The 25,823-nt window shown below is 70.4% G+C and carries 23 protein-coding genes; 8 read left to right on the forward strand and 15 right to left on the reverse strand.

The annotated features are described in order from the left end of the window. Nucleotides 1-17: 17 nt before the first annotated feature. The 4 genes from G4D85_RS34910 to G4D85_RS34925 form a co-directional block, all read right to left on the reverse strand. Nucleotides 18-1,862 carry an acyl-CoA dehydrogenase gene (locus G4D85_RS34910; RefSeq protein WP_164018409.1) on the reverse strand — a complete coding sequence of 615 codons (1,845 nt, stop codon included), beginning with the start codon at nt 1,860-1,862 and terminating at the stop codon, nt 18-20. A 168-nt stretch (nt 1,863-2,030) separates the two neighbouring features. Continuing rightward, a complete protein-coding gene (locus tag G4D85_RS34915; RefSeq protein WP_164018410.1) occupies nt 2,031-2,693 on the reverse strand; it encodes a MaoC family dehydratase in 663 nt (220 codons plus the stop codon). Beyond that, the gene (locus G4D85_RS34920; protein ID WP_163998343.1) at nt 2,693-3,142 is read right to left on the reverse strand and encodes a MaoC family dehydratase N-terminal domain-containing protein; all 450 of its coding nucleotides are present in this window, start codon (nt 3,140-3,142) and stop codon (nt 2,693-2,695) included. The genes G4D85_RS34915 and G4D85_RS34920 overlap by 1 nt, the downstream gene beginning before the upstream one ends. Before the next feature lie 15 nt (nt 3,143-3,157). Continuing rightward, entirely contained in the window at nt 3,158-4,159 is a 1,002-nt protein-coding gene (locus G4D85_RS34925; protein ID WP_164018411.1) for an NAD(P)H-dependent amine dehydrogenase family protein, read from the reverse strand. 239 nt (nt 4,160-4,398) lie between these two features. Here G4D85_RS34925 and G4D85_RS34930 point away from each other — a divergent pair, with 239 nt between their 5' ends. Continuing rightward, the gene (locus tag G4D85_RS34930; RefSeq protein WP_164018412.1) at nt 4,399-5,511 is read left to right on the forward strand and encodes an HD domain-containing phosphohydrolase; all 1,113 of its coding nucleotides are present in this window, start codon (nt 4,399-4,401) and stop codon (nt 5,509-5,511) included. 19 nt (nt 5,512-5,530) lie between these two features. Here G4D85_RS34930 and G4D85_RS34935 read toward each other — a convergent pair whose 3' ends face one another. Beyond that, a complete protein-coding gene (locus tag G4D85_RS34935; RefSeq protein WP_164018413.1) occupies nt 5,531-7,681 on the reverse strand; it encodes a peptidylprolyl isomerase in 2,151 nt (716 codons plus the stop codon). An 84-nt stretch (nt 7,682-7,765) separates the two neighbouring features. Here G4D85_RS34935 and G4D85_RS34940 point away from each other — a divergent pair, with 84 nt between their 5' ends. The 4 genes from G4D85_RS34940 (at nt 7,766) to G4D85_RS34955 (ending at nt 14,007) form a co-directional block, all read left to right on the forward strand. Next, on the forward strand, nt 7,766-8,701 hold the full coding sequence (locus G4D85_RS34940; protein WP_240359670.1) for a hypothetical protein: 936 nt from the start codon (nt 7,766-7,768) through the stop codon (nt 8,699-8,701). Between the two features lie 66 nt (nt 8,702-8,767). Next, nucleotides 8,768-9,703, forward strand: a complete 936-nt coding sequence (locus G4D85_RS34945; protein ID WP_164018414.1) for an AAA family ATPase — start codon at nt 8,768-8,770, stop codon at nt 9,701-9,703. Further along, the gene (locus G4D85_RS34950; protein WP_164018415.1) at nt 9,700-11,046 is read left to right on the forward strand and encodes a DUF58 domain-containing protein; all 1,347 of its coding nucleotides are present in this window, start codon (nt 9,700-9,702) and stop codon (nt 11,044-11,046) included. The genes G4D85_RS34945 and G4D85_RS34950 overlap by 4 nt, the downstream gene beginning before the upstream one ends. 201 nt (nt 11,047-11,247) lie before the next feature. Beyond that, nucleotides 11,248-14,007: an SNF2-related protein gene (locus tag G4D85_RS34955; RefSeq protein WP_164018416.1), complete on the forward strand. Its 2,760-nt coding sequence runs from the start codon at nt 11,248-11,250 to the stop codon at nt 14,005-14,007. A 111-nt stretch (nt 14,008-14,118) separates the two neighbouring features. Here the strand turns inward: G4D85_RS34955 and G4D85_RS34960 are convergent, their stop codons facing one another. The 6 genes from G4D85_RS34960 to G4D85_RS34985 form a co-directional block, all read right to left on the reverse strand. After that, nucleotides 14,119-14,484 (reverse strand): Smr/MutS family protein, encoded by a 366-nt coding sequence (locus G4D85_RS34960; protein ID WP_164018417.1) that lies wholly within the window; start codon nt 14,482-14,484, stop codon nt 14,119-14,121. Next, entirely contained in the window at nt 14,405-14,716 is a 312-nt protein-coding gene (locus tag G4D85_RS34965; protein ID WP_240359671.1) for a hypothetical protein, read from the reverse strand. Before G4D85_RS34965 ends, G4D85_RS34960 begins: the two co-directional genes overlap by 80 nt. Nucleotides 14,717-14,760: 44 nt before the next feature. Next, on the reverse strand, nt 14,761-15,819 hold the full coding sequence (locus G4D85_RS34970; RefSeq protein ID WP_164018418.1) for a DUF72 domain-containing protein: 1,059 nt from the start codon (nt 15,817-15,819) through the stop codon (nt 14,761-14,763). Between the two features lie 139 nt (nt 15,820-15,958). Beyond that, the gene (locus tag G4D85_RS34975) at nt 15,959-16,171 is read right to left on the reverse strand and encodes a helix-turn-helix domain-containing protein (protein WP_240359672.1); all 213 of its coding nucleotides are present in this window, start codon (nt 16,169-16,171) and stop codon (nt 15,959-15,961) included. 204 nt (nt 16,172-16,375) lie between these two features. Next, nucleotides 16,376-17,134, reverse strand: coding sequence for a DUF6209 family protein (locus tag G4D85_RS34980; RefSeq protein ID WP_164018419.1), 759 nt, complete (start codon nt 17,132-17,134; stop codon nt 16,376-16,378). Nucleotides 17,135-17,221: 87 nt separating this feature from the next. Beyond that, nucleotides 17,222-18,148, reverse strand: coding sequence for a diacylglycerol/lipid kinase family protein (locus G4D85_RS34985; RefSeq protein WP_164018420.1), 927 nt, complete (start codon nt 18,146-18,148; stop codon nt 17,222-17,224). Between the two features lie 168 nt (nt 18,149-18,316). Here G4D85_RS34985 and G4D85_RS34990 point away from each other — a divergent pair, with 168 nt between their 5' ends. Together G4D85_RS34990 and G4D85_RS34995 are read left to right on the forward strand one after the other, a co-directional pair. Then, nucleotides 18,317-18,952, forward strand: coding sequence for a Fic family protein (locus tag G4D85_RS34990; protein ID WP_164018421.1), 636 nt, complete (start codon nt 18,317-18,319; stop codon nt 18,950-18,952). Continuing rightward, nucleotides 18,949-19,662: a hypothetical protein gene (locus tag G4D85_RS34995; protein ID WP_164018422.1), complete on the forward strand. Its 714-nt coding sequence runs from the start codon at nt 18,949-18,951 to the stop codon at nt 19,660-19,662. The genes G4D85_RS34990 and G4D85_RS34995 overlap by 4 nt, the downstream gene beginning before the upstream one ends. An 82-nt stretch (nt 19,663-19,744) precedes the next feature. Here the strand turns inward: G4D85_RS34995 and G4D85_RS35000 are convergent, their stop codons facing one another. The 3 genes from G4D85_RS35000 to G4D85_RS35010 all read right to left on the reverse strand — a co-directional run bounded on the left by G4D85_RS35000 (nt 19,745) and on the right by G4D85_RS35010 (nt 22,257). After that, nucleotides 19,745-20,281 carry a hypothetical protein gene (locus G4D85_RS35000; protein ID WP_164018423.1) on the reverse strand — a complete coding sequence of 179 codons (537 nt, stop codon included), beginning with the start codon at nt 20,279-20,281 and terminating at the stop codon, nt 19,745-19,747. Nucleotides 20,282-20,447: 166 nt separating this feature from the next. Beyond that, complete coding sequence (locus G4D85_RS35005) at nt 20,448-21,299, reverse strand: hypothetical protein (RefSeq protein ID WP_164018424.1); 852 nt, start codon at nt 21,297-21,299, stop codon at nt 20,448-20,450. Nucleotides 21,300-21,369: 70 nt separating this feature from the next. Then, nucleotides 21,370-22,257, reverse strand: a complete 888-nt coding sequence (locus G4D85_RS35010) for a PhzF family phenazine biosynthesis protein (RefSeq protein WP_164018425.1) — start codon at nt 22,255-22,257, stop codon at nt 21,370-21,372. A 132-nt stretch (nt 22,258-22,389) separates the two neighbouring features. Here G4D85_RS35010 and ehuR point away from each other — a divergent pair, with 132 nt between their 5' ends. After that, on the forward strand, nt 22,390-23,790 hold the full coding sequence (gene ehuR, locus G4D85_RS35015) for a MocR-like ectoine utilization transcription factor EhuR (RefSeq protein ID WP_164018426.1): 1,401 nt from the start codon (nt 22,390-22,392) through the stop codon (nt 23,788-23,790). A gap of 104 nt (nt 23,791-23,894) precedes the next feature. Here ehuR and aspS read toward each other — a convergent pair whose 3' ends face one another. Next, nucleotides 23,895-25,712, reverse strand: coding sequence for an aspartate--tRNA ligase (gene aspS / locus G4D85_RS35020; protein ID WP_164018427.1), 1,818 nt, complete (start codon nt 25,710-25,712; stop codon nt 23,895-23,897). Between the last annotated feature and the right edge of the window lie 111 nt (nt 25,713-25,823).

The following is a 25,823-nucleotide window of genomic DNA, read 5'->3' on the forward strand; positions in this document are numbered from 1 at the left end:
CTGGTTCAGCCGGAGCCTCAGATGGAGCCGAAGGCGGCGTCCGTGATGTCCATCGGCGAGGTGTCCTCGGAGGCAATCATCCGCGCGGCCTGCTCCACGCCGGGCAGCACGTTCCGGGCGTAGTAGAGGGCGCTGAACTTCTTGCCCTCGTAGAAGGCGCGGTCCGGGTGGTCCGCGGACACCGAGGCCTGGGCCTTGTCGGCGATGAGGGCGGCGTCCAGCAGCAGCCAGCCCACAGCGACCTCGGACATCATCTGCAGGAAGCGGTTGGCGGACAGCGGAATCAGCGGGAACTTGCCGCCGTCCTGGGACCAGCCGAACACCGTCATGGCGCTGGCCATGAGGGCCTCCTGCGCCGCGGCCAGCGTCTTCACGGCCTCGCCGTACACGGTGTGCTCGCGGTTGGCCTCGATGAAGGCGCCCACGTCACCCATGAACTGCTGGAAGTGCGTGCCACCGGCCTGGCCCAGCTTGCGGCCCACCAGGTCCATGGCCTGGATGTGGTTGGTGCCCTCGTAGATGGCGAAGATCTTCGCGTCGCGGGTGTACTGCTCCACCGGGTAGTCCTGGATGTAGCCGGCGCCGCCGTAGACCTGGATGGCCTGGGCGCACAGCCGGAAGGACTGGTCGGAGCCGTAGGCCTTCACCAGCGGGGTGAGCAGCTCCACCTGGCCCTTGTGGTAGGTGGCCGCGTCATCGTCCTTGCCGGACAGCTGGCGCGCCTTGTCCAGGTGCATGGCCAGCTTGATGATGAGCGAGCGGATGCCCTCCACGTGCGCCTTCATGTCCAGCAGCATCCGGCGTACGTCCGGGTGCTCGATGATGGCGGCGCGGGGCGCGGTGGGGTCCTTCCACTTGGTGAAGTGCGAGCCCTGCTTGCGGTCCTTCGCGTAGTCGAGCGCGTTGTAGTACGCGGCCGACGCCAGCCCGAGGCCCTGGATGCCCACGGCGATGCGCGCGCCGTTCATCATCTTGAACATCTGGCTCATGCCGACGTGCTCGACGGTGCCCACGAGCTCGCCCACACACGCGTCGCTCTCACCGAAGTTGAGGACACAGGTGGCGGAGCCGTTGATGCCCATCTTGTGCTCGATGGAGCCCACGCCCACGTCGTTGGGCTTGCCGGCGCTGCCGTCCGCGTTGATGCGCAGCTTGGGGACGATGAACAGCGACAGGCCCTTGGTGCCCGGCGAGGCGCCGTCGATGCGCGCGAGCACGAGGTGGATGATGTTGTCCGCCATGTCGTGGTCGCCGCCGGAGATGAAGATCTTCGTCCCGCGGATGTTGTAGGTGCCGTCGCCGTTGCGGCGGGCCGTGGACTTGGCCGCGCCCACGTCGGAGCCGGCGTGCGGCTCGGTGAGGCACATCGTGCCGCCCCACGTGCCGTTGAGCATGCGCTCCACGAACTGCTTCTGTTGGGCGGGCGTGCCGCACTCGGCGATGACTTCGGCGGCACCGAAGGCCAGGCCGGGGTACATGTTGAAGGCCGTGTTGGCGCCCGACAGCAGCTCCTCCACCGTCACCTGGAGCATCATCGGCGCGCCCTGGCCGCCGTGCTCGGGGTCCACGGACACCGTCTTGAAGCCCTGCTCATAGAGCTTCTTCCACGCGTCCTTGAAGCCGGTGGGGGTAAAGACGGCCCCGTTCTCCACCCGGCAGCCCTCCCGGTCGCCGACCGAGTTGAGGGGCCCGAGCACCTCGCGCGCGAAGCGGTACGTCTCGGTGAGCACCGCGCGGGCCTCGTCCGGGCCCCAGGCCTCGTACGGCGCCTGCCCGGACACCTGGCCGAAGCCGAACTGCTCGAACAGCGTGAAGAAGATCTCTCGAAGGTCGGTCTTGTAGGTGTTGATCCCGGCGGACATGGCCACTCCTGCGTGACGGCTCGCTGCCAGCCCCACGAGGAGGCGTCGGGGTCAGCGGCCCAGATGAGACACAGGAAGTGTGGCGGCGACTGATTTTTGAGTCAACCCTGAATGACACTCCGCGTTGAGGGGCGGTCAGAACCGCCCGTCAAGCGGGTGGGAAAGTGCCTACTTCTTCGCCTTCTTGGCGGCGGGGAGCGTGGCCGTCTTGGCGGCGGGCTTCTCGCGGGGGGCGGCCTTCTTGGAGCCGGTGCGGCGCTCGTCCCCTTCCTCGCCCTCCTCGGGAGCAGCCTCGCCCCCGGCGGTGGCGGTGGCGGCGGGCGCGGCGGTGGCCAGGCTCTCGCGCGGCACCTCCACGACGATGGGGGACTGGCCGGAGCGCTGCCGGTTCTCGTCCTCGAGCGAGAAGAACAGCTGGATTTGCGAGCTGCCCTTCATCACCAGCTCGCCGCGCTGGTTCTCCGCCCAGAGGTCGATTTCGACGAAGTAGCGGCCGCCGGTGCCGTGCCTGTCGCTGACGCGGCCCTTGCAGACCACGGTGTCGCCCGGCCACACCATCTTGATGAAGCGCACGTTGTAGCGCCGCATCTGGCCGCCGCGGGCCCAGTCGCTGATGAGCTGGCCCAGCATGCCCATGACGAGCATGCCCGGGGCGTAGACGCTCGGCATGCCCACGCTCTTGGCGTAGACCTCGTCCACGTGGACGGGGTTGTAGTCACCGGAGGCGCCGGCGTAGCGCGACAGCTGCACGCGGTCGACGGGGGCCTTGGCCAGCGCCGGCAGCTCGTCGCCAACGCGGATGGACTCGAAGTAGAGCTTGCGCGCGGGCATCACGGGGTCTCCTTGGTGGCACGGACCACCAGCGTCCGGCGGGCGCGGAACACGAGATTGCCCTCCTCGTCACGGCCCTCGTCCTCGATGACGGCGATGTCCATGCGCCCGGAGATGCCGGGCCGCTCGAACACGTCCGACACGCGCGTGGACACGTAGATGCGGTCGCCCGCGAAGATGGGCCGCTCGTAGTCGAAGCCCTGCTCGGCGTGCAGCAGGCTCTTGATGCCCACGCCCAACAGTTCCCTCAGGTCCGCCGCGGAATGGAAGGACGCGGGGAACGTGGGAGGCGCGATGATGGTGGGATAGCCGGACGCCCGCGCGTACTCCTCGTCGTAGTAGATGGGGTTGTAGTCGCCGATTGCTTCCGCGAACCGGCGGATGGCGCCCTTCTCGACCTCGTTGAGCGTCGGCGGCGAGGCGCGACCGATCGCGTTCTTGTCCAGCATTTCCCTCTCCTGACTCTAACGTCCGGCCGGAAGCTCAAGAACCGTGAGGAGCCCTGCTTCGGCAGCCGTCAAGCGTGGCGCGGCATTCACCAGCGCATTCGCGGTGGCCCGGTCACCCGCCACTCCCCCCGGGATTTCCAACACAAGCTTCGGGTCCGCGTCGATTTCGATGCGGTCCTTCGGGTCATCCGCCCCCATGGCGATGGTCAGCTCCAGCCGGACCCGCTCCTGCCCCTCCTCCAGACCCACCACCGACTGGAACATGCCCGCCACCCGCCCCTTCTTCACGGGAAATGCGCCGCCGGAGATGTCCTCCTCCGCGAACACGGGGGCTACTTCTTCTTCATAGTCGTCGCAATCGAGCCCGAGTCCCAGGGCCGCCAGCGCCGCGGACTCCACCAGTCCGACGTGACCCAGCTGCTCGCTGTCCACCAGCTCGAAGAACTCCTCTTCCGTCAGCCCCGCGCCCACCTTGCGCTGCAGCGCCTCGCGCCGCAGCCGCGCGTCCACCACCCGCGTGGCGGTGGCGCGGCGGACCGGGCCACACACCTGGCCGGCGACGGCCATCAGCCTGTCGAGCACGAAGCCGGGATTCACGCCCGTCCCCACCACCGCCACCCCGGCCTTCTGCGCGGCCTTGTCCAGCTGGTCCGCCAGCTCCGGGTACTTGAGGTACGGGAAGGCCAGCTCCTCGCACGTGCTGGCCACCGGCAGCCCCAGCTTCAGCGCCGCCAGCAACTGCTCCATCACCTGCGGCAGCCGCGAGCCGGTGGCGTGCAGCAGCACCGCGCCCTTGCGCTTCGCCACCGCCTTCTCCAGCGAGTCCACCACCTTCACGCGAGGGGCGGGACCTCCCAGCACGTCTCCCAACGCGCGCCCCACCAGCGAGGGCTGCGTGTCCACGGCGCCGATGAGCTCCACCTCGGGAGACGTCATCGCGGCCCTGGCAATCTCCTGACCGATGAACCCCAGCCCCATCACCACCACCGGCACTGGCCCTTCGGGGGCTCTAGCCATCGGAGATTGCTCCAGGATTCCAAGGGGTTAGAGACACAGCGTACACAGCGCGGCCACCATAAAACACACGTTGGCGGGCAGGCAAGCATCACTTGGATGTACGACTCTTCCGGACTGAGAGAACCTCCAAGGATTTCCGGGACTTGCGAGCACACAACCCCCGGGGCCCCCTATTTTGGGGGTGAGTGACGCGTGTATAAAGGGGAAGCAGGCACGCCACCCCCGGAGACCTCGCCAATATGGACCGCATCCTCGTGGTGGATGACGACGTTCTCATCCTCGCCGCGCTCTCGCGCATCCTGCAGGCGGAGGGGTACGCGGTCGTCACGCACAGCGACCCGGCGCTGGCCGCGCGCGAGGTGGGCTTCCACGTCGTGCTGACGGACTTCATGATGCCGTACCTCAACGGCATCGAATTGCTGGGGGCACTGCGCGAGCGGAACCCGAAGGCGGTGCGGTTGATGCTGACGGCGGCGGCGGACTTCCGCACCGCGTCCGAGGCCGTCAACCGCGGCGAGGTGTTCCGCCTGCTGGGCAAGCCGTGGTCGCTGAGCGAGCTGACCAGCAGCGTGCGGCAGGCCTTCGAGCACTACCGGCTGGTGGACGCCAACGAGCGGCTGACGCGCGAGGTGGCGGAGAAGAACGCGGAGCTGGTGGCCATCAACCGCGACTTGGAGCGCCGGGTGGTGGAGCGCACCGCGGGCCTGCTGGACGGGCTCATCAGCGCGCTGGACTACCGCGACACGGAGACGCAGTGGCACTCGCGCCGCGTCTCGCTCTACTCGCGGCGGCTGGCCCAGGAAGTGGGCCTGGCCGGGGCCGCGCTGGACGTGGTGGAGCAGGGCGCGCTGCTGCACGACATCGGCAAGATTGGCGTGCGTGACTCCATCCTCCTCAAGCCCGGACCGCTGACGCCGGACGAGTGGGTGGAGATGCGCAAGCACCCCGAGTTCGGCTACCGGATGCTGGCGAAGATGCCCTACCTGCACGAGGCGGCGCTCATCGTCCTGCAGCACCAGGAGCGCTGGGACGGCAAGGGCTACCCGCAGAACCTGGGCGGCGAGGACATCGTCCTCGGGGCGCGCGTCTTCTGCATCGCGGACACGGTGGACGCGATTACGTCCGACCGCCCCTACCGCAAGGGCCGGCCCATGAGCGTGGCCCGGGACGAAATCCGCCGCTGCGCGGGCACCCAGTTCGACCCGGCGCTGGCCGAGGCCTTCCTGCGCATTCCGGAGACGGAGTGGCAGCGCATCCGCCAGGAGGTGGAGGCGATGGAGGAGGTGGAGGTGAAGCGGTGGCACTCCCACCCGCTCGGCCTTCCATCCATGGCGAAGGCCAGCGGCGCCTGAGCCGGCCCGGGCCGGCGCCTCACTCGGACAGCTGCACCGCGCGCACCTCGCGGATGATGTCCCCTTCCAGCAGCGCGTCCACCACGTCCAGGCCGCTCACCACCTCACCGAAGGCCGTGTAGCGGCCGTCGAGGTGCGGCTGCGGTGCGTGGGTGAAGAAGAACTGGCTGCCGCCGGTGTCCTTGCCCGAGAGCGCCATGCCCACGGTGCCCCGTCGGTACGGCCGGCGCGTCATCTCGCAGCGGATGGAGTAGCCCGGCCCGCCCTCTCCGTCCCCGCGCGGGTCTCCGCCCTGGGCGACGAAGTTCGGCACCACGCGGTGGAAGGTGACGCCGTTGAAGTAGCCCTTGCGCGCCAGCGCGTACAGGTTGCCGGAGGTGAGGGGCGCCTCGTCGACGTCCAGCCGCACGGTGATGTCGCCCTTGGCGGTGCGGAACACGAGGCCGGCCCGGGCCGGGGCGGGCTCCGGGCGGAAGGTGTCCGCCGGCAGCTCCACGCGCTCGGAGCGCACGGGCTGGCCGGTCAGCTGCGTGAGGGACTCGGCCGCCACGCGGCGCACGTTGGCGTGCGGGTGCTTCAGCCACTCGCGGAAGCGGGGCTCCGCCGCCGGCCCCTGGAGCGCGACGAGCGCGCCGGCCACGGGCTCCGCTAGGTCTCCCGGCTCCCTCGGCACGCGCTCGGCGAGGGCCTCCACCAGGGGGAGGGCTCCCGGGGCCTTGAGCTTGCCCAGCGTCGTCACCGCGGCGCCGGCCACCACCAGGTCCTCGCCCTCCGCCAGGGGGCGCACCGCGGTGGCCGTCCGGAGCACGGGCCTCGCGGCCAGGACCTCCAGCGCCGCCATGCGCACGCGCGCGTCGCGGTGGCTCAGGTAGCCCACCGCGAAGTCCGCCGAGCCCTTCCCCTTCGACAGCGCCACCTCGCGCAGGCCCAGCGCCAGCCGCCGCTCGTCCTGCACGCGCCCGAAGCCGCAGCTGCGCGAGTCCCCCGGCACGCCGCGCTGCCTGTCCAACGCCGCCGCCAGCCGGCAGTCCAGCCACCCGAGGTCCGTGCGCGCCAGGTCCGAGGCCGCGCTCCGCTCCGCGTCCGCCAGCGCCAGTCGCAGCGACACCAGCAGGGGCGCGCCGAAGTCGGGCAGCCCCTGCTGCGTGAGCGCCAGCAGCGCATGGCCCTCCGAGGACCGGGCCAGCGTCTCCACCTTCGCCTCCGCACCCGTCACCTCGGGCGCGTCCATGCCCCGCGCCACGCGCTTCGCCCGGGGCACCAGCGCCTCCAGTGCATCCAGCGCCGTGCACGGCCCGCTGCACATCGCGGTCAGCTTCGCCAGCGAGCGCGCCGCCTCCGCCGCCACGCGCGGCACCGAGTCGTCCAGCAGCTTCCCCAGCACCACCGCGTCCTCCGGCCCGCCCATGTCTCCAAAGGCCTTCGCGCACAGGCCGCGCACGTCGGCGTCCGCGTCCCCCAGGCAGCGGCGCAGCGCGGGCAGCGCCTCTGGCCGCTTCGCCGTCGTCAGGAGGTAGGCGCCGCCGTACCGCGCTTCCACCGGCCGCTCCGCCGCCAGCAGCGCCGCCGCGGGCTCCAGCGGCACGCCCGCCACCACCGCCGCCCCGGCCCGCCGCGCGGCCACGCCCAGCGCCAGCGAGGCCCGGCCCGCCACGTCCACATCACTCCCCTGGAGCCGCTCCGTCAGTCGCGCGACCGCCTCCGGAGTCCCCGTGCGGCCGAGCGAATCCAGCTGCGTGAGGCGGACCCACCCGTCGCGCTCCTCCCCTTCCGCCGCCAGCAGCGCCTCCGCCAGGGCCCCGCGCTCCGCCTCCGTCAACGGCTCCCAGGACAGGGCCAGCTCGCCCGCGGCGAAGGCGGCCTCGTCGCGCACGAGGGGGTCTCCGTCCCTCAGCCCCGCGCGCACCGTGTCCAGCGTGGCCACGTCCTGGATGCGGGCCAGCGCGCGCTGGGCCCGGGCTCGCACGCGGGCATCCGGCGCGTCGGTGGCCAGCGACACGAGGGCGCCGTCTCCCAGCGAGCGCCGGTCCTCCCAGTCCTGGATGCGGGCGAGCGTCGCGGCGTCCACCGGCTCCGGCCCCGGCGTCGGGACGGAGCGGGTACAGCCGGAGGACAGCGCGAGGACGACGAGGCAGGCGGACAGTGCACGGACGGTACGCGGGCGGCTCATGCGCTGGGGCGTAGGCCAATTCTCCGCGAAAATCCAGGGGTTAGAGCGCATCGGGTTTGACAGGCGCGGGGCGGGGCTCCGAAGATGCGGCCTTCGTTTCTCTCCTCGGGAGCGCTGGTCCTGAACTGCCCTGGCTGCGGCTCGAAGGTGGCCGCCAACACCTCCATCTGTTCCGTCTGCGACTTCATCATCGACGGCTCCTTCCTGTCCGCCGAGCCCCCCGCCGACGCCGACGACGAGCCCACCGGCGCGCAGGAGGACCCTCGCCCGGCGAAGCCCGCCGCCGACGCGCGCCCCAAGGGGAAATCCGGGAGCCGCGCCGCGGCGCCGGTCCAGGCGCCGGACGAAGAGGAGGCCACCAACATCCGCAGCAGGGATGAGATTCTCCGTTCCGCGCCCGCACCCGCGCGCACCGCGAAGCCGGCCCGTCCCGCGCCGCGCCCGGCCCCCGCACCCCGTCGCGCGCCGGAGCCCGCGGCAGCGCCCGTGGACAGCGGGACGGACCCGTGGGACCGCTCGTCCAAGGGCTCCTCCTCCGGAGGCGGCCCCATCGCCGACCCCGAGGAGCTCATCCGCGACGCGAAGGAGCTCTTCCGCATGCTGGCCGGCGGGGACAAGGTCGCCTTCTGGAGCGCGGCCGTGGTGCTGCTCTCGTGCTTCCTGCCGTGGAAGGAGACGGCCGCGGACGGCGACGTGCTGGGGTTGATGAGCATGGGCGCTGGCGCCTTCGTGCTGTCCATCCTGGTGATGATTGCCGTCGGCATGCGCGTGACGGGCACCCTCCAGAAGTGGAACCCGGTGGTGCCGTGGATGGGCCAACTGGTGGCCGCCTTCACGTGCCTCGTCTGGTGCATCATCTTCATCAAGGTGTCGGCCGACACCACGCGCGTGCCCACGCCCGTCGGCAACGCGGAGATGATGAACTCTTCCCCCAGCTTCGGCGTCTTCGTGGCCGTGCTGGGCTCCATCGCGATGCTGGGCGGGACGCTGCTGGGCCTGAAGAGCAAGCCCGGCGCCTGAGCCGCCCCACGCCGTCACGAAACCGCTGCCGCGCCCCGCGGCGGCGGGCTACCGTCCGCCGCCACCATGTCCGACGCCTCTCCCCTCTCCCGCCTCACCTCCGCGCTCGGCGCGGCCGTCTTCGGGCAGCAGCGCGTGCTGGCCGACCTGGTGACGGCCTTCCTCGCGCGCGGCCACGTGCTGCTGGAGGGCGTGCCCGGCGTGGCCAAGACGCTCACCGCGCGCAGCATGGCCGGGGCGCTGGGGCTGCTCTTCACCCGCGTCCAATTCACCCCGGACCTGATGCCGGCGGACATCCTCGGCACCAACGTCTTCCAGCCGCAGGACAACGCCTTCCGGCTGGTGAAGGGCCCCATCTTCACGGAGGTGGTGGTGGCGGACGAAATCAACCGCACCCCGCCCAAGACGCAGGCCGCGCTGCTGGAGGCCATGGAGGAGCGGCAGGTCACCATCGACGGCGTCTCACACCCGCTGCCGCCGCACTTCTTCGTGGTGGCCACGCAGAACCCGCTGGAGCTGGAGGGCACCTACCCGCTGCCCGAGGCGCAGCTGGACCGCTTCCTCATGCGCGTGCGCGTGGGCTACCCGGAAGGCGACGCGGAGACGACCATGCTGCGCGCCTTCCACCAGCGCGAGGGCCGGCCGCCCACCACGGAGCGGGTGCTGGACGCCCCCACGCTCCTGGAGTTGCAGGCGCGGGCCGCCCGCGTGTCGTGTGACGACTCCATCCTCCAGTACGTCGTGAATGTGGTGCGTGACACCCGCGCCAACCCCCGGGTGCGCCTGGGGGCCAGTCCCCGCTCGGCCCAGGCCCTGCTGGCGGCCGCCAAGGCTCGCGCGGCGCTGAACGGCACGGACTTCGTCACCCCGGACAACGTGAAGGACGTGGTCTTCAGCGTCCTCAACCACCGCCTCCTCCTCAAGGCCGAGGCCGAGGTGGAGGGAGTCACCGCGGACGACGTCCTCCGGCAGACGCTCGAGCGGGTACGAGTGCCCCGGTGAGCGTGGGCCGTCCCGTCCCCACCGGCCTCGCCGTTGCGCTGCTGGCGGCGGGGCTCGTCCCGGCCGCGCTCGCGGTGGCCAGTCCCGCCTTCGGCTGGCTGGCGCTGACGGTGGACGTGGCGGTGCTGGCCCTCTGCGCCGTGGACTTCCTCCGCGCCCCGCGCGCGGACGCCGTGGCGGTGCACCGCCGCGTGGAGCCCATCCTCTCCTCCGGCACGCGCAACGCCGTGCACCTGGACTTCGAGCGCACGGACGACAGCGCCAGCCCCCTGCGCCTGGAGGCGCGTGACGAGCCCCCCGGGGACGTGGCCAGCACCGGCCACCGGCAGGCCCTCACGCTCCCCCCTCGGGCGCAGCACGCGGACGCGCCGCCCCGGCTCACCTACTTCGTCACCCCGCCGTCGCGAGGCGACGCACGCTTCGGAGACGTCCACCTGCGGCTGGCGGGCCCGCTGGGGCTGTGCGCGCGGCAGGTCCGCGTGCCGGCCGCGCAGGCGGTGAAGGTGTACCCGGACCTGACGGCGCTCTCCCGCGAGGCGCTGGCGCTGGCGCGGGCCTCGGAGTCCCCCTCCGCGCGCACCCAGCGGCGCCGCGCGGCGGAAGGGCGCGAGTTCGAGTCCCTGCGCGAGTACCGCCCGGGCGACGACTACCGCCACATCGACTGGAAGGCGTCCGCGCGCCACGGGGACACGCTGGTGCGCACGTGGCAGCCGGAGAAGCACCAGCCGGTGCTGCTGCTGCTGGACTGCGGGCGCCACATGGCGGGCCAGGTGCAGGGCCGCCGCAAGCTGGACCACGCGGTGGACGCGGCGCTGCGGCTGGCGCGCGTGGGGCTGGACGCGGGGGACGTGGTGGGCGTGCTCGCCTTCGCCAGCGACGTGCGCACCTTCCTCCCGCCGCGCAAGGGGCGCGAGCACCTGCGCCTCATCACCGAGTCCCTCTACCGCACCGAGGCCGCGCTGGAGGAGAGCGACTACGGCCGCGCCTTCGACTTCGCCTTCGCCCGGCAGACGCGCCGCGCGCTGGTGGTGCTCTTCACGGACCTGGTGGACCCGGACGCCTCCGCCAGCCTCCTCACCCGCACGCTGGCGCTGCGCCCCCGCCACCTGCCCGTCGTCGCCTCGCTGCTGGACGAGGATGTGGAGGCCGCGGCGACCGCGGTGCCCCGGGAGGCGCAGGACGCCTACTCGCGGCAGGCCGCGGCGCGCCTGGAGGCCGAGTACCGCCGCACCGCCACCACCCTGCGGGACTCCGGGGCGCTGGTGGTCCGGGCCCCCGCGAGGGGCTTCGGCGCGGCGGCGCTCAACGCGTACCTGGACGTGAAGTCGCGCGGGCTGCTCTGACTCCCTCCGTCAAGTCCAGCGGAAAGTTTGTAGGAAGCGCGCATGTGCTTCGTGTGCACGTCGCTCGCGCGGAAGCGTGCCAATCGCGCCGAGGCCGAATTCTAGGCTCCGGAGACGACCCCCTTTACAGACACGTCTCCGTCAACAAAATGGCGCGTCTCTCTCGCCCACCGCACAGGTGGGCGACCTCGAACATCACGGATGGAGACGGTCTTGGCGGAGGGCGCGAGGGGCTTGAGGGTTGAGGTGGAGGTCGACGCGGCGGCGGCGGCGATGGCGTCCCGGATGGAGTCCGAGCCCACGAGGACGCTGACCCCCTTCCACGAGCGGCTGCTGGCGGAAGAGCTGCTGGCCCGCAGTGGAGACACGCAGCAGCGGCTGGCCGGCGCGCTGTCGGACGCGAAGGTGGACCTCAACCCGCACCAGGTCGAGGGCGCCATGTTCGCGCTCGACTCGCTGTCGCGCGGCGGCTGCATGCTGGGCGACGAGGTGGGGCTGGGGAAGACGATTGAGGCGGGCCTCGTCATCGCCCAGCTGATGGCCGAGGGGAAGAACCGCATCCTCATCCTCGCGCCGGCCACGCTGCGCGCGCAGTGGAACAGCGAGCTGCGGGAGAAGTTCGACCTGGACAGCGTCCTGGTGGACGGCCGCACCGTGCGGGCCACCGGCAACTGCTTCGACCAGCCCTTCCCCGTCATCTGCTCGCACCCGTTCGCGGCCAACAAGGCGCACCTGACGTCGGAGATTGCCTGGGACCTCGTCGTCATCGACGAGGCGCACCGCCTGCGCAACGCGTACCGGGCCAACAACAAGATGGGCCAGGCGCTGAAGGCGTCGCTGGCCGGCAAGCCCAAGCTGCTGCTCACCGCCACCCCGCTCCAGAACGACATCATGGAGCTGTTCGGGCTGATGTCCCTGCTGGACGAGCAGATTCTCGGCCCCGAGCACGCCTTCCGCAGCCGCTACCGCGTGGACGAGGGCGGCGGCATGTCCGAGGCCGCTGTCTGCGAGCTGAAGGAGCGGCTGGCCCCGGTGGTGCAACGCACCCTGCGCCGGCAGGTGCGCGAGTACGTCCGTTACACCAACCGCCGCTCCATCGTGGAGGACTTCACCCCCTCCCCCGAGGAGCACGACCTCTACGAGAAGGTCAGCGAGTACCTCCAGCGCTCGGAGGCCGCGGCCATCGAGCCCGGCAAGAAGACGCTGCTGACGCTCTGCTACCGCAAGCTGCTGGCGTCCTCGACGTACGCGATTGCTCCCACCCTGCGCCGGCTGTCGGACAACCTGGAGAAGCGCCTCCAGGCGGCGAAGCTGGGCCAGCAGGCGCTGGCGATGTTCGAGCCCGAGGAGGCCAAGCAGTTCGTCGAGGAGGGCGAGGAGTGGTCGGACGACCCGGCCAAGGCGCCCAACGTCCGCGCGCTGGAGCAGGAGGTCTGGGAGCTGCGGCAGTACGCGGACCTGGCCGACTCCATCAAGGTCAACGCCAAGGGCGAGGCGCTCAAGCGCGGCCTGGACCGCACCTTCGGGGTGATGCGCGCGCACGGTTGGCCGGAGAAGGCGCTCATCTTCACCGAGTCCAAGCGCACGCAGCAGTACCTCTTCAACCTCCTCTCGGAGAACGGCTACCGGGGGAAGATCTCCCTGCTGTCCGGTGACGCGGGCACGCCGGAGGACCGCCGGGCGCTGGTGGAGGACTTCCGCAGCAAGTCGCAGATCCTCATCTGCACCGAGGCCGGCGCCGAGGGCCTCAACCTCCAGTTCTGCAACCTGGTAGTGAACTACGACCTGCCGTGGAATCCACAGCGGGTGGAGCAGCGCATCGGCCGCTGCCACCGGTACGGGCAGCAGCGGGACGTGCTGGTCATCAACTTCCTCAACCGGATGAACGCGGCGGACGCGCGCCTGTTCGAGCTGCTGGAGAAGAAGCTCAACCTCTTCGACGGCGTCTTCGGCGCGTCGGATGAAATCCTCGGCGCGCTGGAGAGCGGCGTCGACTTCGAGCGCCGCATCCTCGACATCTACCAGTCCTGCCGGAAGCCGGAGGACATCAACACGGCTTTCGACAAGCTGCGCGAGGAGCTGGAAGGCCGCATCAGCAAGCGCATGACGGAGATGCGCTCGGTGGTGCTGGAGCGCTTCGACGGCGACGTGCGGCGGCGGCTGCGCGGGCAGCAGGACCAGACGAAGGAAGCGCTCGCGAAGCGGCAGCAGGAGGCGCGCGCGCTCACCAGCTCCGTGCTGGGCAGCCGCACGTCGGGGCGGCTCGAAATCGCGAAGGCCGCGTACGCGGTGAAGGGGCGGACGCAGGACGCGGTGGCCTACCTGCAGCTGGACGCGTCCGAGCTGCCCTCACGGCTGGCCCGGCTGGCCGGCTGCGAGGGCTGGTGGTTCGCGTACAAGTTCGAGACGACGGGCCTGAAGCCGGAGGAGAAGCTGGTGCACCTGGTGCTGGTGCGCGAGCGGGACGGCGGCTTCCGGGCCCTGCCCCTGCAGGATGGGGCGCACTTCGTGAAGCTGACGGCGAAGGAGGAGAAGCGCCGCCAGCCCGCCCCGGTGTCCGTGCAGCTCATGCAGGAGCAGGCGCTGGTGCTGGCCAAGGAGGAAATCATCCGGGCCGCCGAGCGCCGCAACGCGCTGGAGCTGGACAAGGCCAAGGAGCGCGCGGACCGGTACGTCGAGGACTGCCTGATGGAGTCCCGCGAGGCCGTGGACGCCGCGCGGCAGGTCTGGTTCGACGCGCGCAAGGAAGTGACGGCGGCCGGGGAAGTGGCGGACAAGGCGAAGGCGCGCGCGCATTCGGACCGGATGGAGCGCGAGTACCGGCGAAAGCTGTCCTCCCTCCGCAACGAGGAGGAGAAGCGCTACGCCGCCAAGGACCGGCAGCTCGCGGACCTGGCCCAGAAGGCGAAGGTGACGGAGAAGCGCTCCCTCATCGCCTCCGCGTACTTCTGGCTGTCCTGAGCGGAGCCCGACGAAGGGGCGTCCGGAACGCACACCTACATCAGCCCCTGCGAAGCGCCGGTGGCACTCCCTGCGAACGGGATTCCACACCTGGCGAGTCTTCCCGGGGAGCTAGGCCCCACCCGGTTCCGCCGGCTTCAGCCGTACCCACGTCGCGCCCCAGCCCCCGTCGCCCTCGGTAGCGGAGCGGAACGACTCCACCTCCGGCAGCTTCGGGAGCAGCGAGTGCACGGTGCGGCGCAGCGCCCCGGTGCCCTTGCCGTGGATGATGCGCACGTCGAGCAGCCCCTTCTGACGGCATGCCCAGAGGTACTCGATGACCAGGTCCTTCACCTCTTTCGGATGGAAGAGATGCAGGTCCAGCGTCCCATCGATTGGAATTTCTACAGCCTCGTCCTCAGTGGGAGGAGGCTCCGGCCCCTCGGGAGGGAGCGGCGGCTCGCCCGGCGGTAGAGGCGGCAGGCGTCGTGGGCCCAAGTTTCCACTCCTCCTCCTGGCGCTTCTTCTGCTCCGCCTCCATCCGGCGGCGCTCCCGAGCGGCCTTGAACTGCTCGGACACGGAGGACAGCTCGCTCTTCAGGGCGGAGAGGTTCTTGCCCAGGTCATCCGCGGCGGCATCCCGGCGCTCCGCCGTACGCTCTCCGTGCGCACCGGCTCCTCCGGATGCCATCAGCTGAACCATCATCGCGGCTACGGCCATGGACTTCATGTTGCCTCAAGTAAGCAAGCCCCGTGCCTGGGGGCAAGCGTCGTTCACGAGGAAACGCCCTGCTGCCTGCCCTCCTCCGTCTTGCGCGCGACGATACGTTCCGCGAGTCGGATGGCGGACAGGGGGGCGCTGCCCTCGGCTTTGTTGTTGATGGTAACGAAGGCGGGCTTGCCGCGCCGCTCGGCCGCCAGGCACACCCGGGCCAGCACGTCGCGGGTGCCCACGTCCTCATCCACCAGCTTGTCGAAGGGGGCGTAGCGCGCGCGGGCCTCCTCGTAGCCCAGGTTCGGCGGCAGCATCCACCGCACCACCAGCGCGCGCGCCGCCTCGAAGGCGCGGGTGCGCTTCGCCTGCTGCGCCACCGGAGGCATGTCGCGCCACACTGCCAGCACGGGGCTGGCCCCCACGTCCTCCAGGGCCTGTGCGAAGCCCTCCGTGAGCAACCCCTCGTTGCGGACCTCCACGGCGTACAGCGGGCCCTTGGGGAGCGCGGCGAAGAAGGCGTGCAGCCGCTCCACGAAGCGCGCGGGGCCGCCGAGCGCCTGCGGGTCCTGGGGCGGGAACTGGAAGACGAGCGGCCCGGCCTTGTCCCCGAGCCCCTCCACGAAGGGGGCCACCACGTACTCGGCGGCATACGCGGCGTTGAGGAACCGGTCATTGGCCTGTCCCCGGTGAGCGCCGTAGCGCTCGTGCAGGGGGAAGCGGGCCATGGTGCAGACCTCGTGCGCCTTCACGAGGAAGCGGAAGCCGTCCGGCACCTGCTCCGCGTACTCGGCGAAGGCGCTGGCGGGGATGGGGGCGTAGAAGGTGCGGTCGATGCCCACCGTGCGCAGCACCGGGTGGTGCGCGTACGCGGCCAGGCCCTCGCGCGCGAGCTGCGAGGCAGGGGCCTCGTGGTCCCAGAGGATTCCGGACCACCCGGGGAACGTCCACGAGGACGTCCCGAGGAAGGTGCCCGTGGGCAGGTGCTGGCCCAGGGCGGCGAGCTGCTCGGAGATCGGGGCGGGCCCTACCGGCTGGGTTCCCTTGCGGCCACGGGCCGGTGCCTCCACGGGAGCGCCCGTGAAGAGGTCGAGCTGGGAGGGTTCTCGTTGCTGGGGCATCGACAATCACTCCTGCGGTCGGCGGGCACCGGGACCTGGTGCCCTGCGTCCGGTTGGAATAACGCCGGGCGCTACCTGATGCAGGAGGTTGCCTCACTTCCGGCCCACTCTCCAAGTGGTATGTCCGGTCTACAGGCAGCTAGGCGCCATGGCCCGGAGGACGGCGCGGGTGCGGTCCCTCACGCCCAGCTTGGAGAGGATGCTGGAGGTCTGATTCTTCACAGTCCCCCTCCGTACCGAGCGCCTGGGCAATCTCGCGGTTGCTCAGTCCCCGAGCGATGAGGCGGAGCACCTCCACCTCGCGGCGGGTGAGGCTCTCGGGCAGGTCCGCGTGGGGGAAGTCGTCTGCCACTCCATAGCCCCAACCACAGTCCATGGAGCGACTGTGGCAACAGCTCCGGCACGACGTCAGTCAGAGCGTCCTGACGACGCCATGCCGAAGCTGTCCGGCGCACTGCCTTGCCGGCTGCGCGAGTAGAAGCGCAAGCCGCACGCCGTCCTGCGCGCAGTGGGACTCCCGAGGGAGAGTCCCGCGTCCTGAATCAGCGGGTGCGGCTCACTGCACGTCGAAGTGGTAATTGGCGCCGTAGTTGTTGTCGTAGCGCATGCAGGAACTGCGGTCCGTGTTGCGGAACCACATCTCCAGGTGGCGGGCGCCGACCGGAGCGGTGATGGGCGTCGCCACGGACGTGCCGCTGCCGGTAACGACCGTCTCCTGGATGGGGCCGTTGTCGAAGCGGTACTGCGCGACAATCACCCAGGCCGGGCCGTTGTACGTCGCGCGGCACTCGGGCAGGCGGGCCACGTCGTAGTTGACGATGAACTGCTGGCCGGCGCGCAGCGTGCCTGCCACCATCTCGTCCCAGTTCGAGTTGAAGGAGAGGGTCGGCGCGCCGATGGGGAAGTGGTAGTTGCTCCCCAGGTTGGAGTCCCAACCCTGGCAACCCTGGCTCGAGATGTCGAACCACATCACCAGGGCGCCGCTCAAGCCCGCGGGGAGATGCAGGGTGCGCTGGGAGGGATTGCCATCCGGCGCGTGGCCGGCCACCCAGAAGCTCACCACCGGACCGCGGTTCACCTGGACGTGGCCGGTGATGGTCCAGGTCGGGTTGCCCGTGGAGGTGGTGCCCCGGCACTGCGGCAGGCGGCTGGTGTCGTAGTTGACGACCACCTGGCCGCCCGCGGGGATCAGCTCCACCGACGGCGTCTCGTTCCAGTAGCCATCGAAGGTGATGGAGGTGGGAGCAGTCTGCGCCGCGGCGGTGGAGGCCACCAGCAGCAGCGGCAGCAGGGAGGGAAGAAATCGACGGCTCATGTTGCGCTCCTTTCGAGCGGAAGAGGGACCGGACGGCGCTAACCGGTCCCGCGCAGCAGGTCAATGGTCCCCCTTGCGGACCCGTCGCTACACCTTGAGGCGGATGGCGGCGGGGACGAGGGTCATGGTGCACGGGAGGCGTCCGGGCGTCTCACCGTCCACGTCGAGGAACACGTCCTCGCCCTCCACGACGGGCTCGACGCGCAGGGTGCGGCAGCGCAGCCGGCGCGTGCCCTTCCAGGTGACGTGGTCGCCGTTGTAGACGCCCTTCGACTTGAGGACGAAGTCGCTGAGCCCGTAGCCGGACCAGATGGTGACGTCGAAGAAGCCGTCATGGGTGACGGCCTCGGGCGCCACGAACATGCCGCTGCCGAAGTAGCGGCCATTGGCCACGGCCACCGTGGTGATGTCGAGCGTCTCCTCCGGGCCACCGTCGAAGGACATTCGCACCTTCTTCTCGGAGTACTTCACCAGCCCCTTCAGCGTGCCCCACACGAAGCTGAAGTTGCCGCCCAGCGCCTTGCTGCCGCTGTTGACCTCGCGAGCCACCAGACCGCTCACGCCGAACGAGGCGATGTTGGCGAAGTAGCGAGTCTCCGGCTGGCCCTCGTTGTTGACGAAGTCGAGCCGGCCCACGTCGAAGGGCTCTGTCTTCTCCGAGCGCAGGCGCGCGAGGGACGAGTCCAGGTCCAGCTCCCACCCGAAGGTGCGCCGGAAGTCGCCGCCGGTGCCGCGAGGGATGAGGCCCAGCGCCGCCTTGGGGTTGATGGGCTTGCCGTCACGGAAGAAGCCGTTGGTGACCTCGTTGAGGGTGCCGTCGCCGCCGACCGCGACGATGCACTCGTAGCCCTCCTCGAGTGCCTGGCGGGCGATGCGCGCCGCGTCCATGCCGCCCTGGGTGAACCCGTGTCCGAAGTCACCGAGAGCCTTGCCCACCTGCGCGCCAATCTCCGCCCAGCGCTTTCCCGTCTGCCCATTGGCGCTGCGCGGATTGACCACGAGGAACGTCTTCATCGGAACCTGCCCCTCCCTTGAGCCCCCCTGTTTACGCGGTTGCGCGTCAGCACTCCACTCCGTGGCCAGTCCATGACGCGCCGGGTCCATGCCCACCCTTGGCCGTGCCATGCTGAGGACGGACGCACTCCCAGAGGGAGCCCCACCCTGGAAGCCACCGAGAAACTCGTGCCGCACCTGAAGGCCACCCTCGCCGTGGACTGGGCCCTTCCGCACCTGCGCGCCGACCTGGAGGCCGCCAGCGCCCGCCCCTTCGAGGAGACACGGGCCATGGAGGCGTACCTCACCGGGCACGACACGCCGGCCCACGGAGGGGACGCCGTCCGGGAGGCCCGCTTCCTGTCCGCCCTGGCCCGGGTCCGCGTCCTGGCCGACGCGCAAGCGCCCCTCACCTGGGCGCGGCTCGCGGAGGTGCAGGCGGAGGTGCTTGGAAAGCAGGTGGCCTTCCGCGCGGGTGAGGCCTTCGCGCATGGTGGGGCGCACCGGTACCTGTACGCACCTGAGCTGGAGGAGATGTTCACCCGGAAGGTGGAGGCGGATGCGGCGGATGGCTGTCATCCCGTTGCATGTGCGGTGAGGCTGTACCTGGACCTCGCCTTCTTCCACCCGTTCCCGGACGGCAATGCCCGGGCGGCGCGGCTGTGGTTCGAGTACTGCCTGCGCCGCGCGAGGCTGCCCACGCCACCGCTGGCACCGTGGGTGCTGCTGCCCAAACCGCCCGGGGATGCGGAGCGCTATGGACGGTTCGTCAGGCTCGTGGCGCGGAGCATCTCCGGACCTTCGCCGTGCGAGGAGGACTCATGAGACGCAAGCAGAGGGAGCGGAGGGAGGAGTCCGGCTGGGAGGTCATCCAGCGCAGCCTCGACAGCTACCAACCGGAGCGCATCGCCACCCTGCTGCGGGAGTACCTGAACCCGCGCATCCCGCAGCGAGTGCGCAAGCTGGAGGAATCGCTCCGTGAGGAATTGAGGGGAGGCGTCGAGGCCATCCTCGATGCCAACCTGGGCCCCTGGTACCACGAGACGGGGGTGTATCTCGGGAACGAGAGGGTCGCGGGCTACTGCTGGTGCCACACCTTCTTCAACCACAAGCCCGTCCCGGAGCTGGGGGTGGAGCACAACGTCCAGCTCATCGTGAAGGCGCTGGGACAGGGCCATGGCTGGCTGAGCGCGCTCGACGCCGCGTATCGAGGGGCGGAGCTGCTCGATGACGAGGATGAGGGCATCCGCCAGCTGGGCCTGTCGGACGCGGTGGTGCGCGCCATCGAAATCACCGTGGAGGCCACCTCGACGGAAGACGCCTGGTACACCTATGCCTACGACGCGGTGGACTGGCTGCTCCAGGCGAGGGGCGTGCCCGCCAACCACGAGGTGCGGAAGGCGATGAGACACACGCTGGGCGCGTTCGAGTCCTGGGTGGGGCCCTCGGAGGACCAGACCCGGGCCGCCGGAGACGCGGTGGCACTCGCGGCGGTGCGGACGGGCTTCAACGCGCGCTATCCGAAGCGGAAGTAACGGACCTGCGCTGCGCGAAGGCTTGTTGCCGGATAGGTCGACTGGAGCATGCGAGCACCTCCGGAAGAGCGGAGCCCGGCGACTATCCGTTCCCGGAGACATGGACCATGCGCCGGGGGGCGATGTTCCAGGCAGCGGGCAGGTCGGCATCACAGAACACACAGACGAACCAACCCTCCTTCACCAGGTTGATTTCACCGCACCGGGTACAGCGCCGGAAGACAACCTCCGGTGTGAAGGCGCGGGGCGGCTCCAGGCCCGCGCCGCGAATGGCCAGGACCACTGCGTCCCAGCACGAGGTGTCCGGGCAGTAACCCGTGGACTGGTTCGACACCTCCGCCACCGCAAGTCGAGCGCCTGCTCCCTGGAAGCGAACCTCGCCGGCGGCCAGGACCTCCACACCTCCGGAACAGGCGACGTGCTCGGACCGTCGCGGCGCGAGCCTCAACCGTCCTTGGAGGTCTACGACGTACGTCGCGCCCTCGGTACGGGCGTCGGGGTAGGCCTGAAGCCAGGCCGCTGCATCGTCCCTCGAAGCGATGGGCGTGCCGGCGGGATGCGAGGCCGAAGCGCGACGGATTTCCTCCGGGCCGACGTAGGTGTACGCGTAGAGATCCATTCCGCACCTGAGAGATACACGCGAGCAATGCAGCTACAGCCCCACCCTGCCAGGTGAAGTACCGCCGTCCTCGCCCCTCCAGAGTAGGGGGAGACTGGAGCAGTGGATGTGCCCGCGGAAGCACACCCAGGGGACGGCACCGGACCCCGGGGGCCTGACATGCTTCCTAATCCCAGGCGGAGAGCCGGTCGAAGTCCTCCGAGGTGTACCGACCGGTCTCGAGCCCGTTCGTTACCCACGCGCCCCGAAGCCCGAAGCTCTCTCGCATCTGGCGGAACGCCTGCACGTCGGTGAGGCTTGGAGCCACCCCGCCGCCGACGTCGTTCACCGTCTCCGGCGTGGTCCACATGCGGTCGCCCGGCGTCCGGTCGAACATGAACGGATGGTTGTGCAGATGAGCCACGGGCGCGAAGCCCTTCGCGACATCCGCCATCACCCGGTCTCGCACTTCGTGGCTCAGCCGACCGCCAACGCGATCCGCCCCCGAGAGGTAGACACGAATCCGCTCATGGCCGCGCAGCACGTACGCCCCGAACTCGGTGGGGCGTTCAATCATCGGAAAGCGCCGGGCCTGATGCTGGAAGAGCCTCCACTCCAGGCATGAGCTGGGCCCCACCGAGCCAGCGGTGCCCGCGAGCACACGCGAGGTGTTCTCCGCCTCCCGCCCCATCGGGCTGCCCGTGAGGGCCTCGTGGATGGCATGGACACGCTCCAGCAGCACACGATGACCGAGCCCCGGCTCTCCGAGTCGTGCCGCCAGGGCCGTGCGATAGCGCTCACGCTCGGCATCTGGCGGCGCCGGCACCCACCACGCCGGAGCGTCAGGCACGTCGAAGACCTCGTTGTATTCGCCCGGGTACGGCTTGTCCGACAGGGGAACGAACTCGGCGGGCGAGGCCGGGAGCTCGCACGGAACGGCGGCGGCTCGAGACGACTCCGAGGCCACCTCCGGCTGCGCGGTACGGCAAGCCACGAGCCCCAGGAACCCCACGGCCAACAGCCAACGAGTCACGCTCATGCGGCCCGGAACATCGTGGCCAGCTTCGGATTCCCAATAGCCGCACGTCCCGGGCGCTCCACGCTGTCGCTCAGGCGCGCAGCGTGCCTTCCAGCACCGTCACCGCCACCCCGCCGATGCGCGCCCGCTCGGGCTCTCCCGCCCGGCCCGTCACCTCCACCTCGATGCGCCCCGGCTTGCCAATGGCATCGCCCTGCTCGATTCGCGCCCGCACCGTGCCGCCTTCCGCGGGCAGCGCCAGCAGTCCCCGCGTCGCCAGGTACATCCCGAGCGGCCCGGCCGCGGAGCCCGTGACGGGGTCCTCGGCCACGCCAATCCCCGGCACGAAGTAGCGCGAGTGCGCCACGCTACTGGCGTCCTTCGTCTCTCGAGTGAACACGTACACGCCGCTCAGCCCATGCGGCCGCAGCACCTCCGCCAGCGCTCCGGGACGCGGCGCCAGGTCCCACACGTCCTCACGGCGCCGCAGTGGAATCACCACCCGGTGCCCGTTGCGGAGCACCGGCAGCGAGCGGTCCACCATCTCCACCCTTCCACCCACCAGCCCCATCAGCGTCTCCAGGGGCACCGGGCTCTCCACCCACGGCTGCTTCGGCGTGACAATCCACGCCCGAGTCCCACCCGCGCCCAGGGATTCCAGTTCCACGTCCAGGACGCCCGCCGCACACTCCAGCCGATACGAGCCCGGAGCCTTCAGCACGCCGCGCTCCACCAGCAGGTGGAACGTGGCCACGGTGGCATGGCCGCAGAAGGGAATCTCCTCCGAGGGCGCGAAGTAGCGCAGGCGCACCGGGCCCTCGCCCGGAGGTGACAGCAGGAACGCCGTCTCGGACGCCCCCACCACGGCCGCGATGCGCTGCATGGCCTCGCCGTCCAGCCCGGCTGCGTCCAGCACCACGCCAGCGCGATTGCCGGCCCCCGGGGTCTGCGTGAAGGCATCGACGATGGTCAGCTGCATGGCGTGCACCTCTCCCTGGCGAGGCGGAGCCAGGCCCCACCTCGCTCGAATTGTACCGATACAATCCCCGGCAAGAATCAACACAATGGATGCATTGCGCGCGGGCCGGCGTCAACCGTATGAATTGTCACCATGACAAGCTGGACGCCGCAGCTCCGGGGCCGGGACGGCCCGCTGTACCGGGTCATCGCGGAGGCACTGGCCGCTGACATCGACGAAGGGCGCCTCGCGCCGGGCACGCGCCTGCCCACCCACCGCGAGCTGGCGGAGAAGGTCGGCGTCACGGTGGGCACGGTGACACGCGCCTACGCGGAGGCCGAGCGCCGGGGCCTCATCGGCGGCGAGGTGGGCCGGGGCACCTTCGTGCGGCACCGGGACACGCCTCGTCACCTCCCGGCCCCCGCGCCGGACACGGGAGACGACACCCTCGTGGAGCTGGGCCTCAACTGGCCGGCCACGCCTCCGGGAGACCCGGCGGGCACCGCGCTGCGGAAGACGCTGGAGGCCCTGCAGCGCTCCCCTCGCCTGTCCGAGCTGCTCGACTACCAGCCCCACGCGGGGCTGCTCGCGCACCGCGAGGCCGGCGCGGCGTGGCTGTCCCGCTTCGGCCTGGAGGTGGAGCCTCGGCAGGTGGTGGTGTGCTCGGGCGGGCAGCACGCCATGGAGGTGGCCCTCACCGCGCTCACACGCCCGGGTGACACGGTGCTGTGCGAGGCCCTCACCTACCCGGGCCTGAAGGTGCTCGCGAACCGGCTCCACCTGAGCCTCCACGGCGTGGCCATGGACGAGCAGGGCCTCAAGCCGGACGCGCTGGAGGCCGCGTGCCGTGGCGGCGCGAAGGTCCTCTTCTGTCTGCCCAACCTCCAGAACCCCACCGGCGCGGTGATGCCCGAGGAGCGCCGCCGCCGCATCGCCGCCGTGGTGCGCAAGCATGGGCTCACCGTGGTGGAGGACGACGCCTACGGGCTGCTGCTCGACAAGCGCCCTCCCCCGCTGTGCACGCTGGTGCCGGAGTCCGGCTGGTTCATCGGAGGAGTGTCCAAGCTGCTCGCGCCGGGGCTGCGCATCGGCTACCTCGCGGCGCCGCTGGGCATGGGCACGGAGCGACTCGCGGAGGAAGCGGGCCTGGCCGTGCGGATGACGCCGCCCCTGCTGGCAGAAGTTGCGGCACGCTGGGTCCATGACGGCACCGCGGACGAGCTGGTGGTCCGCCGTCGCCGTGAAGCCCAGGAGCGGCTGGAGCTGGCGCGCGAGGTGCTCGGGGACGTCCTGCCGAAAGCGCCGCGCGCCACGTACCACCTGTGGCTGAAGCTGCCCGCCGGCTGGCGAGCGGAGTCCTTCACCGCGCAGGCCCGGCGGCGCGGCGTCTCCGTCACGCCCGCCGAGCTGTTCACCGTGGGCCCTGCCACCGCGCCGGCCGCGGTGCGCGTGTGCCTGGGAGCACCGCGCACCCGCGCCTCGCTGGAGAAGGGCCTCAGGCGACTGCGGGAGACGCTGGAAGGCGGGCCGGAGCCACTCGCCTCCATCGTCTGAAGCCAGGGCACGGGGCCATCCCCGCGCCCGTACCCACGGAAGGGTGGCGCATACCGCGCCTGCCTCCGTGGAAGCCGAGCGCGCGCCCGGCTTCCGTGAGTCCGCTACTTCTGCGGCGGAGGAACGGGCCGCACGTGCAGCTCGCGGAGCTGCCGGTCGTCCACCTCGCCGGGGGCGCCCGTCATCTGGTCCGTGCCCGTCTTCGTCTTCGGGAACGGAATCACGTCGCGCAGGGACTCGGCGTTGGTCAGCAGGAAGGCGAGCCGGTCCATGCCCAGGGCGATGCCACCGTGCGGCGGCGCGCCGAACTTCAGCGCGTCCAGCAGGAAGCCGAACTTCGTCTGCGCTTCCTCGTCGGAGATGCCCAGCGCCTTGAACACCTGCGCCTGCACCTTCGGGTCATGCAGGCGGATGGAGCCGCCGCCAATCTCGAAGCCGTTGAGCACCACGTCGTAGCGGTGGCACTTCACCCGGCCCGGATCCGTGAGCAGGAAATCCACGTCGCCGTCGTGCGGCCGCGTGAAGGCGTGGTGCGCCGCCGCCCAGGTGTTCGTCTCCTCGTCGAACTCGAACAGCGGCGGGTTCACCACCCACAGGAACTTCCAGTTGCCGCCGCTGCCGTACTCGGGAATCAGGCCCAGCTTCTTCGCCACGTGCACGCGCAGGTTCGCCATCACCGTGTGCACCAGGGCCTCCTTCCCGAACTGGAACAGGATGAGGTCGCCCGTCTTCGCGCCCACGGCCGCGTTGATGGCCTGCCGCAGCGCGGGGGTAATCGTCTTCGACAGCGGCGACTGCGTCCACTCACCGCCCTCGGCCACCTTCGCGCGGGCCAGGCCCTTCGCGCCCGCCTGCTTCGCGAACTCCTCCAACTTGTCGCTCTCCGCGCGGCTCATCGCCTTGTCCGCGGGGATGACCATCGCCTTGACGATGCCCTTGTTCTGCACCGCCTCGAACATCATCGGCACCCCGCCCGCCTCGCCGTGCTCGCGGATGAGGTCGGTGAGCACCACGTGCTCCAGCCCGAAGCGCAGGTCCGGCTTGTCGTTGCCGTACTTCGCCATGGACTCGTAGAAGTCCATGCGCATGAAGGGCGTGGGGACGTCGATGCCGAGCACCTCGCCCCACAGCGTCTTCACCAGTCCCTCGATGATGGTGAAGATGTCGTCCTGCGTGACGAAGCTCATCTCCACGTCGATCTGGGTGAACTCCGGCTGCCGGTCGACGCGCAGGTCCTCGTCGCGGAAGCACTTGACGATCTGGAAGTACCGGTCGAAGCCGGCCACCATGAACAGCTGCTTGTAGAGCTGCGGGCTCTCCGCGAGCGCGTAGAACTTGCCCGCGTTCATGCGGCTCGGGACGAGGAAGTTGCGCGCGCCGCCGGGCGTGTACTTGCCCATGAACGGCGTCTCCAGCTCCAGGAAGCCGTTGGACACCATGTACGAGCGCGTCAGCGCGTTCATCTTCGAGCGCGTCATCAGCGACTTCTGCAGCGGCGCGCGGCGCAGGTCCAGGTAGCGGTGCGCCAGCCGCTTCTCCTCCGAGGTGTCGATGTTGTCCTCGATGGGGAACGGCGTCGGCTCCGAGCGGTTGAAGATGGTGAGGTCGGTCGCCTTGACCTCGATTTCACCCGTCTTCATCTTCGGATTCACGTTCTTCCCGCGCGACACCACCTTGCCGCGCACGCCGATGCAGAACTCCAGGCGCAGGCTGCCGGCCAGCCCGTGGGCCTCGGCGGCGTCGGGCTCGAACACCACCTGGGTGAGCCCCTCACGGTCTCGCAGGTCGATGAAGACCGCGCCGCCGTGGTCTCGACGGTTGTGCACCCAGCCGAAGAGGACGACCTCCTCGCCGACGTTGGTCGCGGTGAGCTGACCGCAATTGTGGGTACGCTTGACCTCGGTGATGAACGGGACCGCCATGGACAAGACCGCCTGCTGGGTTCGAAGGATGGGAAAGCGCGGCACCATACGGATCGTGGAAACGATGCGTCAAGGAATCCGCGCAGGCCTGACTCCTCTCAAACGGTCGGA

This window comes from Pyxidicoccus trucidator, from assembly GCF_010894435.1.
In the GTDB taxonomy this organism is placed as follows: Bacteria; Myxococcota; Myxococcia; order Myxococcales; family Myxococcaceae; genus Myxococcus; species Myxococcus trucidator.

What these genes read in the sequence shown, in the direction of transcription:
- ehuR (WP_164018426.1), top strand. Translation starts at nt 22,390, where the DNA reads ATGACAAGCTGGACGCCGCAGCTCCGGGGCCGGGACGGCCCGCTGTAC.
- G4D85_RS34945 (WP_164018414.1), top strand. Translation starts at nt 8,768, where the DNA reads ATGTCCGACGCCTCTCCCCTCTCCCGCCTCACCTCCGCGCTCGGCGCG.
- G4D85_RS34910 (WP_164018409.1), bottom strand. Translation starts at nt 1,862, where the DNA reads ATGTCCGCCGGGATCAACACCTACAAGACCGACCTTCGAGAGATCTTC.
- aspS (WP_164018427.1), bottom strand. Translation starts at nt 25,712, where the DNA reads ATGGCGGTCCCGTTCATCACCGAGGTCAAGCGTACCCACAATTGCGGT.
- G4D85_RS34995 (WP_164018422.1), top strand. Translation starts at nt 18,949, where the DNA reads ATGAGACGCAAGCAGAGGGAGCGGAGGGAGGAGTCCGGCTGGGAGGTC.
- G4D85_RS34970 (WP_164018418.1), bottom strand. Translation starts at nt 15,819, where the DNA reads ATGCCCCAGCAACGAGAACCCTCCCAGCTCGACCTCTTCACGGGCGCT.
- G4D85_RS34940 (WP_240359670.1), top strand. Translation starts at nt 7,766, where the DNA reads ATGCGGCCTTCGTTTCTCTCCTCGGGAGCGCTGGTCCTGAACTGCCCT.
- G4D85_RS34930 (WP_164018412.1), top strand. Translation starts at nt 4,399, where the DNA reads ATGGACCGCATCCTCGTGGTGGATGACGACGTTCTCATCCTCGCCGCG.
- G4D85_RS34915 (WP_164018410.1), bottom strand. Translation starts at nt 2,693, where the DNA reads ATGCCCGCGCGCAAGCTCTACTTCGAGTCCATCCGCGTTGGCGACGAG.
- G4D85_RS35005 (WP_164018424.1), bottom strand. Translation starts at nt 21,299, where the DNA reads ATGAGCGTGACTCGTTGGCTGTTGGCCGTGGGGTTCCTGGGGCTCGTG.
- G4D85_RS34925 (WP_164018411.1), bottom strand. Translation starts at nt 4,159, where the DNA reads ATGGCTAGAGCCCCCGAAGGGCCAGTGCCGGTGGTGGTGATGGGGCTG.
- G4D85_RS35000 (WP_164018423.1), bottom strand. Translation starts at nt 20,281, where the DNA reads ATGGATCTCTACGCGTACACCTACGTCGGCCCGGAGGAAATCCGTCGC.
- G4D85_RS34985 (WP_164018420.1), bottom strand. Translation starts at nt 18,148, where the DNA reads ATGAAGACGTTCCTCGTGGTCAATCCGCGCAGCGCCAATGGGCAGACG.
- G4D85_RS34955 (WP_164018416.1), top strand. Translation starts at nt 11,248, where the DNA reads ATGGAGACGGTCTTGGCGGAGGGCGCGAGGGGCTTGAGGGTTGAGGTG.
- G4D85_RS34980 (WP_164018419.1), bottom strand. Translation starts at nt 17,134, where the DNA reads ATGAGCCGTCGATTTCTTCCCTCCCTGCTGCCGCTGCTGCTGGTGGCC.
- G4D85_RS34935 (WP_164018413.1), bottom strand. Translation starts at nt 7,681, where the DNA reads ATGAGCCGCCCGCGTACCGTCCGTGCACTGTCCGCCTGCCTCGTCGTC.
- G4D85_RS34920 (WP_163998343.1), bottom strand. Translation starts at nt 3,142, where the DNA reads ATGCTGGACAAGAACGCGATCGGTCGCGCCTCGCCGCCGACGCTCAAC.
- G4D85_RS34965 (WP_240359671.1), bottom strand. Translation starts at nt 14,716, where the DNA reads ATGAAGTCCATGGCCGTAGCCGCGATGATGGTTCAGCTGATGGCATCC.
- G4D85_RS35010 (WP_164018425.1), bottom strand. Translation starts at nt 22,257, where the DNA reads ATGCAGCTGACCATCGTCGATGCCTTCACGCAGACCCCGGGGGCCGGC.